The sequence below is a fragment of the Streptomyces sp. NBC_01549 genome (genome assembly GCF_026339955.1).
Taxonomy (GTDB): domain Bacteria; phylum Actinomycetota; class Actinomycetes; order Streptomycetales; family Streptomycetaceae; genus Streptomyces.
Map to the genome: position 1 here is coordinate 6727287 of NZ_JAPEPW010000001.1, position 15084 is coordinate 6742370.

Sequence of the window (15084 nt, forward strand, 5' to 3'; positions counted from 1 at the left end):
TCAGCGCAGTACTGAGCCGATCCAGGCCGTCGCCTGCTCGGGCGTGGTGCGGGTGTCGACACCGAGGACGTGGAGGGTTCCCAACGGGCCCTTGGGGCCGCGCACTTGGAGGGTCCGCTGGGCGTGACTGCCCGGCTGGGGATGGACGATGACGGCCATCGGGGCGTCGGCGGGCGCGTAGCCGCTGCTGTAGGTGAGGAGCTGGTGGACGTCGGCCGCGCTCACGCCGTGGCGGTCGTAGCGCTTGTACTTGGCGTCCACGGGCAGCAGCGTGCGATGTGCCGTGTCGTGTCCTGGAAGGCTGAGCAGGAGATCGGGCCGGAAGGTCGAGGCGTTGCCCAGATCTCCGCGGACTGTGATACCGGCGCCGCTTCCGCCGGGCACGGCGTGGCCGCCGTGCAGGCCGGCTGCCTCGGTGCCGAGACGGCGGACGACGGCTTCCCAGAGCGCGGGCATGGCGAGCAGGAGACCGTCCGCCGTGGTGCCGTGGTTGGTGAGCAGGTCGGTCACGCCTCCACCGCGCAGTAGCAGGCGGGCCCAGGTGTGGGCGGGCCGGTAGCGGGCGTTCAGGCGGGTGTAGTGGGTACGGTCCAGAGCGCGGAGCGCCGCGGCCGGGGTCGGGGCCTGCGGAAAGGCGCCGGCGGCGCCGTGCAGAGCGCGCGCCAGGCCAGGGCTGGCGGTCAGGGTGAGCGCCGCCTTCAGTGCGCTTCCCAGAACGCGGTTGTCCCAGATGTCCGCCTCCCGGTTGAAGGTGTGGACGTGCAGCTGGTCCAGTTGCCCGTAGCGGCGGGTGGCCTGGGCGGCGACGTCCAGGCGTCCCCGGAGCACCGGTTCGACACTCCGGCGGCGTACGTAGTCCCGGCGCAGTCCCTCCCGCAGCAGCCGCTCGCACTCTTCGAGCAGGGCAGCGGCGACCAGGTCGGCGTACCCGTCAGGGCCGGTGGCCCACCGCCGGGCCGTCGCCGGGACGGGCGTGCCGAGGGCGTAGGCGAGCCGGCTCATGAGCTGCTCTCCCGGAATGGCGAACTTGGGAGCGATGACCACGCGGACACGGTCCAGGACCAGGACTCCGACGGTCGCGTCGGCCTTGAGCCGCCACCCGGTGCGCTCCCTGGTCAGGGTGAGGCAGCCCCGTGCCTGGAGGGCGTGCAAGCGGTCGACGTCTCGGGTCGTGAGCTGATCGGGCTCCAGCGGGGCGGACTCGTACTCGCCGAGCTGGACCGGGGTGCGGTCAGGCATCCGGGCCGGGAACGCCGCTGGTGAACTCGGTCGCCAGCGCGTCCGCCAGGTCCTGCGGGGGCATGAGGAGCGGACGCCCGGTCTCGGCGTCCACCAGGCGGCCGAGGATGCGGTGCAGCAGTTCCGCCCGGCCGAGGCAGTAATCCTCCAGGAGCGGGATCACCTCGTGGTGGAAGGCCGCCGCCAGATCCTCCTCGGTCGCGATCGGCTCACCGTCCCGCAGCAGGTAGGCGTGCCCGATCTGGTGGTCGGCGTCGAGGTGGCGGGTGATGCGGGTGTTGAGGGACTCGAAGAATGCGGCCAGGTCCAGGGGGCCGACTGTCCCGGAGACCGCATCCGGGTCCGGGCCCACGGGCAGGAAGGCGAAGCGGCGGCGGACCGCGGCGTCCAGGTGGCTGATGCTTCGGTCGGCGGTGTTCATCGTGCCGATGACCCGGACGTTCGGCGGTACGGAGAAGCGTCGCTTGCTGACGGGCAGGGCGACCGGCAGGTTCCGTTTGTCGAGTTCGAGAAGCGTGATCAACTCGCCGAAGATCCGCGGCAGGTCACCGCGGTTGATCTCGTCGACGACCAACAGGAACGTCTGGTCGGGATGGGCGGCAGCCCGGCTGCACAGGTCGTGGAACAGGCCGTCCGTGAGGGCGAGGGTGAGCCCCGGGCCGGTGGCGCTCAGGTCCGGCTTGAAGCCCTCGACGAAGTCCTCGTAGCCGTAGGAGGGATGGAAGGTGACCATGCGGACACGGTCACCGTGCAGCATCTCCGCTTGCGCCTCGGCACGTTGGCGGGCGTCGCCACCGAGCACGTCCGCGCGGCCGTCCAGGGCGAGGGCGGCGCCGAGCGCGAGCCGGGTCTTGCCCGTACCGGGCGGCCCGTGCAGGATCACCTGCCCCTTGCGCTCCAGGGCGTCCAGCACGGCCTGTACGTCCTCGGGCAGAGCGACCGGTGGGCCCGCCTGTGTCTGGCTCGTACCCGGGGGTCGTCGACCCTGCCGGTGGCCAGGACCTCGTCCATCCCGCGGTTGGCGACGACCCGGTCTCCCGCCTCCAGGTCCCGGAAGGCCAGCAGTCGGCGGGCGAGGGTCAGGCTGCCGCCACTGCTGCGCGGCCAGTGCGCGTCCAGGGCCTGCTTCAGTTCCGTGTCGCTCTGGTACTGGCCGAGATCGCCGAGCTCTTCCCACCCGACGCAGATGAACCCGCCGTCCCGGCATTCCTCCCACAGGCGGCCGCGCTCGCCGGGGGCGATCTTCCAGATGGTGCGTTGCCGGGGATTGAAGTGCTTGTACAGGAAGCGCATCACCTCCTGTCCCGTCCAGCCCTCGAACTCCTCACGGGTCCGCACGAGTTCTCGCAGTTGACGGTTCGTGCGCGAGGCGGGGACGCCGGCCTGCGCCTCGCCACCGAGCAGTGTGACGAACGTCCGCAGATGCTCGGCCGCGTAGATCGGCAGGAAGTGCTGCGGGAAGTAGGTCGCCAAAGACTTCGTCACCAATGTCTGCCCGCACCACAGCACTTCGAGGTCGTCCAGGGCCTCGAAGTCTCCCGCCCCGACGGCGTCGAAGGCCCGGACGAACTGTCCGCGCAGTTTCGCCCAGGCCTCCTGCGGGTCCATACCGCGTAGGGGAGCGGCCAGCCGCCATTCGCCGGAGTTGTGGTGGTACATGATGTGCTTCGCGGCACTGCCGCCCTTGATGCTGCCCAGGTGGGGAGTGCCGAACTCCATGAGTCGGCAGTACGTCGGCCCCGACTCGGGCGGCGCGCCCTGCCCGAGGGCGTAGCGCTCCAGCGGCAGCTCCGCCCACTCCTCCAACGGGAACTGGGACAGCACCTGCTTGCGCTCGTCCTCGGCGGCCGACTCGACGTCCGCCACGGCGGTCCGGTCGAACTCGGCCGCTGCCGTGCGCAGATCTACCCCGTTCGTCATGGAGGCCATGATGCCGGAGCGTGAGGTGGCGTTCCCATCTCCCGGCGAGGTTGGGCAACTTCCTGCATGTGACTCAGATGGCTGGCACGATGCTCAGCACGGCGAGGTCGGTTGCCTGGGCAGCGGGCGCCACTGCGACGGGAGAGGCCGTGCAGGACTGGATCTACATCCTGAATCCGAACAAGGACACCTTTGACGGGGAGCCTTCGGACAAGGACACCGTGCGCCGTCTCGCTCACAAGGACCCCGAGCTTGAGCTGTGGCTCAGCCGACGCAACCGTATGAACCCGGGTGACCGCCTGTGGTTCTTCTTCACCTCGCCGGAGTCGGAGGTCGCCGCGGTGGCCGACGTCATTGGTGAGCCGTACGAGGCGGTCCCGGCGGACACCAGATTCCCCTACCGGGTCGATGCGACCCTGCTGCCCGGGCCCACGGATGCCTTGTACAGCAATCCGGTGGGCCGGGACGACCTGGGGCTCGCCCAGGTGCGGTCGGTGCAGAAGGTCAAGCCAGGGGCGTTGAAGATCCTGTTGGCGCGGGCCGGTCTGTGATGCGACCGTCAACCGCCAATGGCAAGGCGGCCTACCAGGGTTCCAGCCCTTGCTCGGTCGGGTTCGTGTGCGGCAAGAGTGCTTCCTGAGCACGTGAGTTCAGGGCCATCAGCTTGTCCGCTGTGCGATCGACGAAGAAGACGAACGCCTTGGCCGTGTCGGCGAAGGCCGCTGCCGGGCGACTGATACCGGCTGTCGTGATCACGATGAGCCGCTTGGGAGCGTCCTCACCGGCCGCCGCGGCCAGGCCATTCAGCCGCTGAACCTCGGAAGTGGACAGGCTCTTGGCCCGGTTGTGCCATTCGATGTGGAACGCGTCGGACCGGATGGGCTGTTCGGCGTCCCCCTCTTCGAGGTCCCCGAAGCCGAATTCCCTCAGCTGCTCGAGAACCGTGTCGGTGATGTGCCGGGGGCTGGTCGAGCGTCGCGACGTCCTCGGCGCGGAATCCTCGATGGGCTGACCGAGATCGACGACGACGTCCTCCAGCCACTCAGGCAGGGCGGCTTCGTCCGCGAAAAGGGACTCCTGCCACCCGGACCGGCGCTCGGCGGAAACCGATTCTGCACGGCCGGCTGGCTCGTATGGCACCTCCACGTCCCAAGCCTTCAGACCCTTGCCGAGCACGTCGGCGATGTCCGCCACCGACGCGTCCGCACGGGGTACCCCTGGCGCGGGCCGCGTGCTGCGCCACAGGTTCCAGGCCAGATCGACCCGGCCCCAAGCTCCGCATTCCGCGAGGTACACATCCACCAGCCAGCCGAGGGCGGGCTTGAGCGAGACACGCACGAACGCGTCGGGGAACTCGGCCTCGATGAAGCTGCCGTCGCGTCCGCCCACGATGTCGAGTTTCGGCGAGTGGCGGGGGCCGTACGGGAAGTAGCCGTTCCCCGCCGCCACGCGCCGCACTCGCACACGCCGTGCGTCCAGGAGGTCGGCCAGCTCGGTCATGTCGGACGGCTCGCTCTCGTTCCAGCGCCACGGTGAGGCAACCGGTACGTCCGTGAGATGCGCAGACGCCACGGCGTGCAGGGCGTCGACGAGTACCTCGTCGGGCGTGTCCAGCGGCCAGACGGACGGCTCACTGTCCAGTACAGGATCTATCACCGCCCAGACGATCGAGTACCCCATGCGTACCTGCGCCAGAGCGACCGAGCGTCCGCCGGACAACGTGACCTTCAGATGCATCAGGCGGTTCACGTCGTCGAAGTGCACCCGGTCGGCCAGCTCGGGATGACGTTCGCACAGGGCCTGTTCCAGGCTCTTGAAGTGCAGGTGTCTGCCGAAGGCGGCGACCATGCCACCGGGCGGGAAAGGCAAGGGACACACTCCTGTTGAGTAGTGGCGCGGCGTGGCGTGGCCGGGGACGCCGTGATCCGTTGACGGAGCGTAGGTCGACCGGATGCCGTCACTCAAAGCGTTTGGCCGTCCTCAACGGCATTGGCTGCCGGATTGACCGGAAACCGCCTTCGGCCCCTCGCCATGCTGGCCGATCTCCGCCCAGACGGTCTTGCCGGAGGGCGGGCGGGGCTCCGTGCCCCAGCGGTCGGCCAGCGCGTCGACCAGGAGCAGGCCGCGGCCCGACTCGTCGTCCGGGCCCTGCTCCTGGGGCATCGCGGGGCGACACTCGCCCCGGGTGTCGCTCACCGCGATGCGCAGGGTGGCGGCCGCCTCGTCCAGCGTCAGTGCCAGCAGGAAGTCGCGGCCCTGGACGCGACCGAGCAGCGCCGCGTTGGCGGCCAGCTCCGCGACGACGTGTTCCGCTCGCTCGATGACTCGGGGTGACACCTCCCATGCTGTCAGCCGTTCCACGGCCAGGAGCCGGGCGAGGCGGGCGCCTCGGCGGGTGGAGGAGAGTCGCTGCGCGAACGTGCGTACGCTAGCGCAGAGTTGGGGCGTGGAGGCGTTCATGGGGAAACCGTGGCGGGCGCGCGGGGGTGTGTTCCAGTAGCGCGGCCCGTACGCTGCGTCATCGTACGGGCACGTTCTGTGGACAGTACGGAGATCTTGCCGTCACTGTGGGTGCGTCGATCGCGGGGATGCCGCAGAGGACGTACGCACCTGGAGGTGGCCGCGTATGACGGACAGCAGTGACGCGACGGCTTGCGACTGGGAGCGCGAGCCCGATCCTTCCGACAGTCTGCGGACCTTCGGGGCCGTCGTCCAGGCCCTTCGTGAGCATGCCGGGCTCAGCCGGGTGGACTTCGGGGCGCGGGTCAGGTTCTCCAAACACACCGTGGAATCGGTGGAGTTGGGGCGGCGGATGCCCGACGAGTCGTTCGTGGAGCGGGCGGAGGAGGCGCTGGGGAACACGGGGGCGTTGCGGAAGGCGGCCGGGCATCTGACGCGGGGTGAGGCGGGGCTGGCGGCTTGGTTCCGGCGGTGGGCTCGGCTGGAGAAGGTGGCGGTGAGCCTGTGTACGTATGAGTGCAGGCTGGTGCCAGGGCTGTTGCAGTCGGAGGGGTACGCGCGGGCGGTGTTCGACAACAGCATTCCGCCGCTGTCGGACGAGCAGTTGGAGGCTCAGGTTGTCGCGAGGATGGAGCGACAGAAGATGCTCTACGAGCGGCCGAACGTGCCGTTCAGCTTCATCGTCGAGGAGCACCTGTTCCGGCGGAGGCTCGGTGGGCGTGAAGTGACTCGGGGGCTGCTCGACCACGTGCTAGGACTGACCGCACCGCGCAATGTCACGCTTCAAGTCATGCCGCTTGGCGCCGAGTTCCATGCCTGCCTGGACGGTCCCGTGCAGCTCCTGGAAGCACCGGAGCGACGGCGCCTTGCGTACTCTGAAGGGCAGCAGAATGGTCGTCTGATCTCCGACGCGAAAGAGGTGAGCCTCCTCTACCAGTGCTATGACACACTGCGCTCGCAGGCCCTGAACCCCCAAGACTCGCGGGGTCTGCTGGAGCGAATGCGAGGAGAGCTATGAGCACGACGGAACTCGCCTGGTTCAAGTCCAGCTACAGCGGCACCCAGGGCGACAGCTGTGTGGAGGTCGCCGTCACCGAACAGGCCATCTGCGTGCGTGACTCCAAGGATGTGACGCGACCTCACTTCGCCGTCGGGAGTGAGGAGTGGTCGCGGTTCGTGGGGTTCGCGGCGCGTTCCTGAGCTGAGTCGTCCCGGCAGTCGCGTTGTCACGTTCACCGCCGGGACACCGGGTCAATGGAGGTCGGGTCCGCCCGCCTCGGCTATCTCGTCGAGCAGACTGATCTCCTCGTCGGCGTCGTCCGGGACGTCCGGGCCGTCAGGGCTGGTGTCGGGAAACGATCCGGCTGCCTCCTCGTCAGCGAGGTGCGGGTACTTCTCCAGGAGGAACCGCCGCCGGTATGCCACCTCGGCGGCGTCGACGATCCCTTCCAGAGTGGTCCAGTTGAGGGTGCTTCCGACGACGATCCCGAATGCGGGTACGGCCTTGCCGAGCCCCTTCTTCGTGAGGCGGAAGCCGAACGCCTTTGCGAATTGCTGGGAAACCTTGGTGACAACCGCGTCGTTCAGGACCTCCCACGTCTTGCCGCGGAAGAGTGCTTGGGTGAGCCGCGAGATGTCGGCCATCGCGGCGTTCTTGGCGGTGGCCGAGCTTGCCGTCCCGACGTTGACGACGGACATCACGAAGAGCTTCTCGGCGGGCTCTTCGGGGTCGTAGCCGTAGAACAGCGAGACCTGGCCGACGGCTCGGGACGCGAGTCCGAGGACGACCGCGGTATCGGCGACGAAAGCGCCCGCGATCGCACCTCCCGAAGGCGCTGCGGCGGCACCGGCGGAAGCAGCGATGGCGAGCTGCCCTCCGGAGATCACCAGCCCTGCACCCGCTCCCGAGAGCGCCGCGGCCGCCGGGTAGTACAGGCTCGCTGCCCGTTCACGGACCGCGTCGATCTGCTGGAGGTCCAAGCGGCGCAGGTCGAGCAGCGACGCGACATCGTGGCCGCGTTTCTTGTGGAGCGCGACCACGCGTTTGGAGGAGAGGCCCGCTCGCGAGGCCCGCCCCACCGTCTTCCGTAGGGACTGAGCGGCAGTGCCACTCCAGTCCGGGAGGGCGTCGGCGGCTCCGCGCGCCCCCGCGCCGACCTTTTGAGCGCCCTTGGCGACGACTTCCTGTCCCCGCGAAAGCGCAGACTTCGCCCGTGGGTGGTTCTCCAGTTGCTTCGCGGCACGCTTGCCGAGTTCCGAGACACCGTTGGCCACTTGCTCGCCGGCGCTTCTCATCGCTCGGGACAGCGGGCGGCCCTTGAACTGTTGGACGGCACGCCATGCGTCGAGCTCGTAGTCCGAGGGCAGCTGATCTGGCTGCTGCGGGTACTGCGGTTTGCTCATGGTCCCCCCTGGGACGTGGATGTGATGCACGAGTGAGTGACTCGTCAGGTCAGGTCGTCGAGAGCTGTCAGGCGGGGTGGCGGGGACCGTAGCCTGGGGGTGGTGTGAGGGTGGAGGTGTAGTTCTCGCCGTCCACCAAGGGGTTGTCGAGGGTGAGCCCGGCGGCGGCCATGCGGTCGTACTCGGCGAGGATCAGTTCCTTGGTGCGGTAGGAGCCGTACCTGGCCTCGTCCTTGCGGCGGACGATGGGGAAGGTGTCGAGGATGTAGTCGGCGTCCTCACGCGAGATTCCGTAAGTGTGGAGAAATAGCGCGTCCAGCTCCACTCGCATGATTTCACGGCGATTCTCGTCCCAGCGGAAGGGTGCACCGTTGTCGCCCAGGTCCCGAGCGAAGGGCGACATGTCATGGCTCGTATAGGTGAGTTCGATTACTCGGCAACTAATAAACGAGCGATAGGGGAGTAGCGTATCCGGAGCTGGGGCTGGAAGTTGACTCATTGTGAAGTACTTGAGACTCGTGCCCCCAATCTTTTGCCTAGCAGTGTAGTCGAAGACAAGACTCGAAAAGTTCGCCTGGAGGAGTTCGCCGTAATCCTTCGGAAGGGCGAGCAGAAACTTGTCGCCTACTGCGGTAGCCGGAATCACGGTGCTGATTACAGTACGCGCATCCGTCACTCGGCAGATGTCACGCCAGCCCAGAAGCCAGCCACGGTCCCAAGACTTGGCGATCAGCTTGGCACCGACTTCGGATTCCGACACCCAGTAGCGAGGAGTAGTGGTTGCCGTTGGGTCGTCCTGCTGCTGCGGAGCCAACCGGGGCAGTGTGCCCATGTTGGCCTGGGCAACGGTCTGACCCTCATACGTTCCAAACCGATGGTCGAATTGGTGGAGCATCTTTGCCTCGTACAGTGGCAGCATCGTCGCTCCAGCTCTGGTGAAGGTGTTGCCCTCCGAATTCCAGCCCTCGGTCTTTAGATCCTCATAGGTGTGGAAGAAGTGTGAGTCGTGGGACATGTGGAACATCGCCATGAGAGAGAGGCCCCATGGATTGCCGTTCTTGTCACCCTTGTTGATCAGGACGGGCATTCGGCGGTAAATCCCTAGGGTGATCTCCGCATCTCGCCGGGACCGGAACACTGGCAGAGTCCCCGTGTTTGGGTTAAGTAGCTGGATCTCCCCTGGCGTCAGCGTAAACGCCTTGTTTGTATCGTCCAGTTCCGCCGGGTCGCGGAGAAAGAACGCAAACTGAGCAGCCGATTCTCGCTGCCCGCTGCCCGCCAGGGACAGGATGCTGAACTTGAAAGCATGGTGCACGTTAGGAAATAGGCGTTCTTCGTTCTCGAAGTCGTACAGTGCCGCGATCGACCCTTCCCGCACCAGGTCCTTGAGAAAGAACTGCGTCCGTGCATCCGTAGCGATCCCCGTCGGCACGATCACCCCCGCCCGCCCCCTCGGCCCAAGCAGGATGCGGTCTGTCTCGGTGAAGACCGAGTACGTGTTGAGGTTCCCCTGACCGGTCAACGGAACCCGCCCCGACCTCCGCAGGAAGTGGCTCTCGGCGTACACCTTCCGCTTGCCCGCCTCGAACTCCTGGTACAGCGACAGAGTGTCAGGAGAGTCCTTGAGTGCCTCGATCATCTTCTTGCGGACGGACGTCCGGGACGCCTCGGCGATCTCCGGCGCCCGCTGGGCGAAGAACTCCTGCTCGCGGAAGTCCACGCTGTCCCACGGCGGGTTCCCCACCACGCAGTCGAAGCCTCCCGCCCAGCCTGTTACCGGGGACACACCCTGGCCGCTGTCCGGGACCGAGAAGACCTCGGGGAACTCCAAGTGCCAGTGGAAGAAGGCGAACTGGTCGCGCAGCCGCTTGATCTCGGCGCAGGTCTCCCGCGCGACGCCTTCTCCGCTCGGATCCTCCAGCGCCTTGAACACGGCATGCGTCACCGCGCGCGGCGCTTCCGGCGTCTTGAGCCAGACGAACGCGGCGCACCAGGCATCCGCGACCCTCAGGGCACGCTGGTACTCCGAAGAGCCCGCCCACTTCTCGTACGCCTCCTCCTGGCGGCGTACATCCGTCAGCTCTTCAGCCGTGGCGAGCGTGATGGAACGGAGACCTCGCGCGAAGACCGTGTTGGCGACCTGGACGGTGTCGTCGCCGATGTCGAAGAGACTGCCCTGGCCGACCCGCTCCTGTGCGTTGATCTTCTCCAGGGCCTTCGCGTGCTTCTTGTCGTCGCCCTCCGTGGCGATGAACGCCTCGTCTGGGGTCCCGTCCCGCAGTAGCTTCGGCGTCGCCCCGATGAGCCCGTTGCCATGCTTCACGTGGGCGTCGAGGAAGCCGAGCGGCTTGCCCGGTTCCAAGGCCTCGAGCCATAGCGATACCTTGGCCAGCTCCACGGCCATCGGGTTAAGGTCAACACCGTAGATGCACCAGGCGACCACCTCGTGCAGCGCGTGGCGGACCGCGTCGAGTGTGGGCTCCGGGTTGCGCTCCCGGACCGCTGCGACCTGCTTGGCGATGCGGCGGGCCGCAGCCACCAAGAAGTGGCCGGAGCCGCAGGCCGGGTCGCAGACGGTCAGTGACAGCAGTTCGTCCACGATCGCGTCCGCCGGATCGCTGGCCCCCGACGTCGACGCCGCTTCCTCGCCCCGCTTCACCGCGTCCCGTATCACCGGGTCCAGAGTCGAGTCCAACAAGCAGTCGATGAGCGATGCCGGGGTGTAGTAACTACCCGTCGTCTTACGGGTGTTACCTGCAACCTCGACCAGCGTGAACGTACGGTCGGCGATGCTGTGCTTCGGCTCCAGCTCCAGCAGGGACTCGTACACGGAGCCCAGCTCCTCCGCGTCCAGGTGCCGGTAGTCCACCGCCCGCCACCGCCCCGAGCTGCCGTCCCGCACCTGCGACAAGTGCCGCACGGCCGTCAGCAGAGCCTCGTTGGACAGCTTCAGCCCACGCAGCGGGGCGTCCGCGTCCGTGTCGTTGAACAGACCGCCGAGGCCGGGCAGGCCCAGCTCGGGGCGGCCCTTCTCGTCACCGAGGGCGTCGAGGACGATACGCAGGGCCTCGTACAGGTCACCGTGTGCCGTACCCCGCCGCTTCCTCGCGTGCGCACGTAGTCGAGCCGACGAGAAGTATGCCTCGTACCGCTCGCGTGCCTGCGGGTCCGCCTTCGGCGACAGCAGCGCGTCGCGGTCCTCGGCCACGAAGACGAACAGCAGCCGGTAGACCAGCCGCAGCAGCGCCGCCTGGAGGGCCTTCGGGTGGACGTCCTCGCGCAGGGCCGTGTTCTCCGGGTGCCGCAGGAAGCCCGTACCCAGCGCGGTGATCGCGTCCTGGACGCCCTTGCGGAGCTGGTCCAGGGCGCGGGTGCCGGAGGCGATGGCCTCTGTACGCCACTTCTCCAGCCGGGACGCGGACGGCGGAGCGTCCTCCGCCACCTCGAACCGCGACACATGCAGCACCCGATACAGCAGCACGAACTCGCTGAACAGCTCGCCGTCGAAGATCGCTTCGAGGTCGAACTCGACGTACGAGGCCGTGGCCAGCGCGCTGGAGTCGCGCAGCAGGCGGACCTGACGGCCGTTCGTGAGGACGCCCCACAGGTGGGCCTCCGTGCGGTTCAGGCACTCCTGGAGCATCGACTGCGGCGGGACCGAACCGGCGCCACCGGGGCGCTTGTCGAGGTCGGCATTCCAGGCCGTCTGGTGGATGAGGGCGTGCCGCCAGCGGTGGGAGACCGGGAACTTCTTCTCCGCGTCCGAGTCGGCGGTGATGACCGCCGGGCCGACATGCGTCAGCGGTCCGAAGCCCAACTCCCGCCAGAGCGGGGCCAGCCAGTCACTGCCGGCGCGGCCGGTCGGGTCGGCCGTCGGGAGGCCCGTCTCGCGGTCCTCGGGGAGGTGCTTGCGCAGCTCGCGCCAGAGCGGCTTCAAGTACTCCCAGCTGCGCTCGGCCTCGTCGCGCACCGAGCGGGAGGACGGCAGGCCGTAGTCGGCCGGCTTCGAGCCGGGGACGTCCTTGCCCTCGGAGATCCGTACCAGCATGTCGGCGGGCAGCAGCCCTCCGACCGTGTGGACGGCGGTGAACACCTGGTTGCGGGTGACGGCGGACATCAGGCGGACACCTCGGAAGCAGTCGCAGGAATGAGAGGCAGGTACACGTACGCGCCGAGGATGTCGGCAGGCTTCTGCACGGTGACCGACAGGCCACGGACGATCTCGCCGGATGCCTGGCGCACCCGGCGGTGCGAGGCGTCGAGCTCGGCGGCCAGCTCCTCGCCGTACGTCTCCAAGTGGTCGTACACGTCGGGGAGCTGGGTGAGCAAGCGAGTCATCGTGCGCTCGCCGAAGTGGCGGTCCGTGCTCTCGGACGCTGTCGCGTCGAGCAGTGCCCGTGCCCGCTCCGGCGGCAGCCACTCCGCCTTCCTAGCCGAGCCCTCGAAGGCGATCAGCCGCGCGTCCTCCGCGACCAGCTGCTTCTCGCCGCTACGAGAGGGCAGCGTGAGGTGGAAGCGGTAACGGACGAGGAGCAGGGTGGTGAGGGTGCCGACCGCGTCCGTGGTGACCACGCCGCAGCGCCGCGCAGGGCGGGCACCATCCGCCTGGGTGTCCAGGGCGGCGTTGAGGACGTGGGACGCGAGGGCGCCGACGACCGGGTCCGTCCGTACCAGGGCCGCCTCGCCGCGTGCCACCGCCGGGTCCGCGCGGAACGGGATCGGGCGGTCCTTCTCGATCACCTCCGCGCCGACCGTCGGCGCGAGCGCGTCCCGCAGGCCGATGGGCGTGCCGCCCACCTGGGCCGTGAAGTCCTCGCCGTCGCCGCGGAGTACGGCACCGAGGGCGCCGAGTGACTCCCGTACGAACGTGTCGATCTCGCCCGCGCCGCCCAGTGCCTCCCGGACCGCCGCGACCTCGCGGGCCACCTCCTGCGGATGCACGGAGCGCTGCGCGAACCGCGAACGCGACGCCTTCTCGCGTTCCGCTGCCGAGTTCCAGTCGCTGTCCAGCTTCGCCGTGCTCACCTTGAACGCGTCCGCGCTGAAGAGTGCGTCCTGGTCCTCGCGGCCGCGCATCAGCAGCCACTCAACGATCGCGTCCGTAACGCCCGTCGACAGTTCGTCGGGTACGGAGACGGAGATGCCGAGGTCCTTCTTGATCTGGCGGTGTTTCTTGATGAGGACTTCGAGGACCTTGCCGTCGATGCCGTTGTCGTCGCCGTACAGGGTGATGACGCGGACCTGGTCCTTGCGCTGGCCGTAGCGGTCGACGCGGCCCTCGCGCTGGTCGTGGCGGGTCGGGTTCCAGGCCAGGTCGTAGTGGACGACGGCGTCGAAGTGGTGCTGGAGGTTGACGCCCTCGGAGAGGCAGTCGGTGGCGATGAGGACACGACGGGCAGCGGCGTCCGGGCCGGCCTCCTCGGCGAGCTTCTCGATGCGCTCCAGGCGCTGCTGCGGGGAGAGCGTGCCGGTGACCGCCTTGACGACGGTCTTGGCGCCGAGCGGGCCGCGCTTGCCGGACTCCTTGTCGTTCTCCAGCTGCGCGGCGAGATACTCGGCCGTCGGGATGTAGCGGCAGAACACGATCGGGTTGTGGCCGTCCGCGAGGAGCGCCTTGAGGTGCTTGATCAGCGCCTTGAGCTTCAGGTCCTTGGCCGGTCCTTCCAACTCCTCGGCGATGCCAGCGAGTTCGGCGAGGTAGGAGCGTGGGTCTTCGGTCGTCTCCGCACCCGGTGCGACGTCCATGCCTTCCATCGCGTCGCTGTCGGCCGCGTCGCTGTTGAGCGGGGCGCCCAGCTTGTCGGCCTCCTCCGCCGACGCGGCGATCGCCGCCGCCGAGCGGGTCCGCAGCGTCTGCGCGGCGGCGCGTGGCGACGACACCAGGGAGCGGAGCAGCGCGATCGCCGACCACCAGGCGATGCGCGCCTCCCGCTTGCCCTGGCTGCCCGCCTGCTCGACGCGCTCACTCGCGTACGCGATCGCGTCGTCGAGCAGGGCCCGGTACTCCGGCGACAGTTTGTACGTCTCGTCCTTGAAGTAGCGGTCCGAGGGGAACGCCGTCCGCTCCGCGAGGGAGTCGTCGGTGAGACCGTCCTCCTTGGTGAGGTACTGGCGTACGTCCGCCCGCTTGCGCGCCACGAAGTGCTGCGCGAGGAGCTTCCGGCCGGACTCCGAATCCAGGCTCACCTGGGCCAGCTCCGGCTTGACCAGGCCGAGGAGGTTGCGGAACGCGGACTCCTTGCCGCTGTGCGGGGTCGCCGTCACGAGCAGCAGGTGCCGGTTCTCGTCCGCCGAGACGCGGCGCAGCAGCTCGTACCGGAGCTGGTTCTGCGAAGCCGTCGAGGTGTCGTCGGCGACCACGCAGGTGTGTGCCTCGTCGACGATCACCAGGTCGGGGCAGTGGCGTACGAAGTCGTCGCGGTGGCGCGGGGACTTGATGAAGTCCGTCGAGACGATCACGTGCGGGTACTTGTCGAAGAGGGACTGGCCCAGGTCCAGGCCCCGTTCGAGGCGCGAGACCGTCGAGGAGAGGACCAGCTCCGCGTCGATGCCGAACTTCGTGCGCAGCTCCTGCTGCCACTGCTCGGCGAGCGCGGGGGAGCAGAGTACGGCCAGGCCCGTCGCCTCGCCCTGTGCGAGGAGTTCGCTCGCGACCAGGCCCGCCTCGATCGTCTTGCCGATGCCGACGTCGTCGGAGATCAGCATCCGGACCGTCTTCTGGCGCAGGGCCATGAGGAGGGGCACGAGCTGGTACGCGCGCGGCTCCACCGAGATGCCGGCGAGTGAGCGGAACGGCCCCGCGCCCGAGCGGAAACCGACGCGCAGCGCCGTACGTAGCAGGCCAGCCGCACGCTGGTCACCGAGGTCGCTCGGCTCCGGCGGCGCGAACTTCGCCTCGTCCACCGTCTCGAACGCCGGGAACACGGCGGCGATGTCGTCGTCCGAGCCGCCCAGCGGACGCAGGACGAGCAGATCGGGCTTGCTCTCGGGGAGCACCACCCATTCGCGGCCGCGGGCCTTCACCAGGGAACCGGCGGAGTACGTGAGTGCCATGTGAGTCTT

At 68.4% G+C, this 15084-nt stretch carries 11 protein-coding genes; 3 read left to right on the plus strand and 8 right to left on the minus strand.

What is annotated here, in order from left to right:
• The 3 genes from OG819_RS30085 to OG819_RS30095 are packed head-to-tail and all read right to left on the minus strand — an operon-like array spanning position 1 to position 3159.
• Positions 1-1239: a PE-PGRS family protein gene (locus tag OG819_RS30085; protein ID WP_266651695.1), complete on the minus strand. Its 1239-nt coding sequence runs from the start codon at positions 1237-1239 to the stop codon at positions 1-3.
• On the minus strand, positions 1232-2152 hold the full coding sequence (locus OG819_RS30090) for an AAA family ATPase (protein ID WP_266651697.1): 921 nt from the start codon (positions 2150-2152) through the stop codon (positions 1232-1234). The genes OG819_RS30085 and OG819_RS30090 overlap by 8 nt, the downstream gene beginning before the upstream one ends.
• Entirely contained in the window at positions 2119-3159 is a 1041-nt protein-coding gene (locus tag OG819_RS30095) for a hypothetical protein (RefSeq protein ID WP_266651699.1), read from the minus strand. The genes OG819_RS30090 and OG819_RS30095 overlap by 34 nt, the downstream gene beginning before the upstream one ends.
• 77 nt (positions 3160-3236) lie before the next feature.
• On the opposite strand from OG819_RS30095, the gene OG819_RS30100 reads away from it, so the two are divergent.
• Positions 3237-3710, plus strand: coding sequence for a hypothetical protein (locus OG819_RS30100; protein ID WP_266652881.1), 474 nt, complete (start codon positions 3237-3239; stop codon positions 3708-3710).
• 31 nt (positions 3711-3741) lie between these two features.
• Here OG819_RS30100 and OG819_RS30105 read toward each other — a convergent pair whose 3' ends face one another.
• The gene (locus tag OG819_RS30105; RefSeq protein ID WP_266651701.1) at positions 3742-5028 is read right to left on the minus strand and encodes a hypothetical protein; all 1287 of its coding nucleotides are present in this window, start codon (positions 5026-5028) and stop codon (positions 3742-3744) included.
• A 111-nt stretch (positions 5029-5139) separates the two neighbouring features.
• Positions 5140-5619, minus strand: coding sequence for an ATP-binding protein (locus tag OG819_RS30110; protein WP_266651703.1), 480 nt, complete (start codon positions 5617-5619; stop codon positions 5140-5142).
• 166 nt (positions 5620-5785) lie between these two features.
• Here OG819_RS30110 and OG819_RS30115 point away from each other — a divergent pair, with 166 nt between their 5' ends.
• Together OG819_RS30115 and OG819_RS30120 are read left to right on the plus strand one after the other, a co-directional pair.
• A complete protein-coding gene (locus OG819_RS30115) occupies positions 5786-6637 on the plus strand; it encodes a helix-turn-helix transcriptional regulator (RefSeq protein ID WP_266651705.1) in 852 nt (283 codons plus the stop codon).
• Positions 6634-6819: a DUF397 domain-containing protein gene (locus tag OG819_RS30120; RefSeq protein ID WP_266651707.1), complete on the plus strand. Its 186-nt coding sequence runs from the start codon at positions 6634-6636 to the stop codon at positions 6817-6819. Before OG819_RS30115 ends, OG819_RS30120 begins: the two co-directional genes overlap by 4 nt.
• Positions 6820-6870: 51 nt before the next feature.
• Here OG819_RS30120 and OG819_RS30125 read toward each other — a convergent pair whose 3' ends face one another.
• The 3 genes from OG819_RS30125 to OG819_RS30135 form a co-directional block, all read right to left on the minus strand.
• The gene (locus OG819_RS30125) at positions 6871-8022 is read right to left on the minus strand and encodes an EcsC family protein (protein WP_266651709.1); all 1152 of its coding nucleotides are present in this window, start codon (positions 8020-8022) and stop codon (positions 6871-6873) included.
• A gap of 67 nt (positions 8023-8089) precedes the next feature.
• Positions 8090-12139 carry a DNA methyltransferase gene (locus OG819_RS30130; protein WP_266651711.1) on the minus strand — a complete coding sequence of 1350 codons (4050 nt, stop codon included), beginning with the start codon at positions 12137-12139 and terminating at the stop codon, positions 8090-8092.
• Positions 12139-15075: a DEAD/DEAH box helicase gene (locus OG819_RS30135; RefSeq protein WP_266651713.1), complete on the minus strand. Its 2937-nt coding sequence runs from the start codon at positions 15073-15075 to the stop codon at positions 12139-12141. Before OG819_RS30135 ends, OG819_RS30130 begins: the two co-directional genes overlap by 1 nt.
• Positions 15076-15084 lie beyond the last annotated feature (9 nt).

Excerpts from the sequence above, each read along its gene's own strand:
- OG819_RS30085 (WP_266651695.1), bottom strand. The coding sequence starts at position 1,239 with ATGCCTGACCGCACCCCGGTCCAGCTCGGCGAGTACGAGTCCGCCCCG.
- OG819_RS30095 (WP_266651699.1), bottom strand. The coding sequence starts at position 3,159 with ATGACGAACGGGGTAGATCTGCGCACGGCAGCGGCCGAGTTCGACCGG.
- OG819_RS30100 (WP_266652881.1), top strand. The coding sequence starts at position 3,237 with ATGGCTGGCACGATGCTCAGCACGGCGAGGTCGGTTGCCTGGGCAGCG.
- OG819_RS30110 (WP_266651703.1), bottom strand. The coding sequence starts at position 5,619 with ATGAACGCCTCCACGCCCCAACTCTGCGCTAGCGTACGCACGTTCGCG.
- OG819_RS30115 (WP_266651705.1), top strand. The coding sequence starts at position 5,786 with ATGACGGACAGCAGTGACGCGACGGCTTGCGACTGGGAGCGCGAGCCC.
- OG819_RS30120 (WP_266651707.1), top strand. The coding sequence starts at position 6,634 with ATGAGCACGACGGAACTCGCCTGGTTCAAGTCCAGCTACAGCGGCACC.
- OG819_RS30125 (WP_266651709.1), bottom strand. The coding sequence starts at position 8,022 with ATGAGCAAACCGCAGTACCCGCAGCAGCCAGATCAGCTGCCCTCGGAC.
- OG819_RS30130 (WP_266651711.1), bottom strand. The coding sequence starts at position 12,139 with ATGTCCGCCGTCACCCGCAACCAGGTGTTCACCGCCGTCCACACGGTC.
- OG819_RS30135 (WP_266651713.1), bottom strand. The coding sequence starts at position 15,075 with ATGGCACTCACGTACTCCGCCGGTTCCCTGGTGAAGGCCCGCGGCCGC.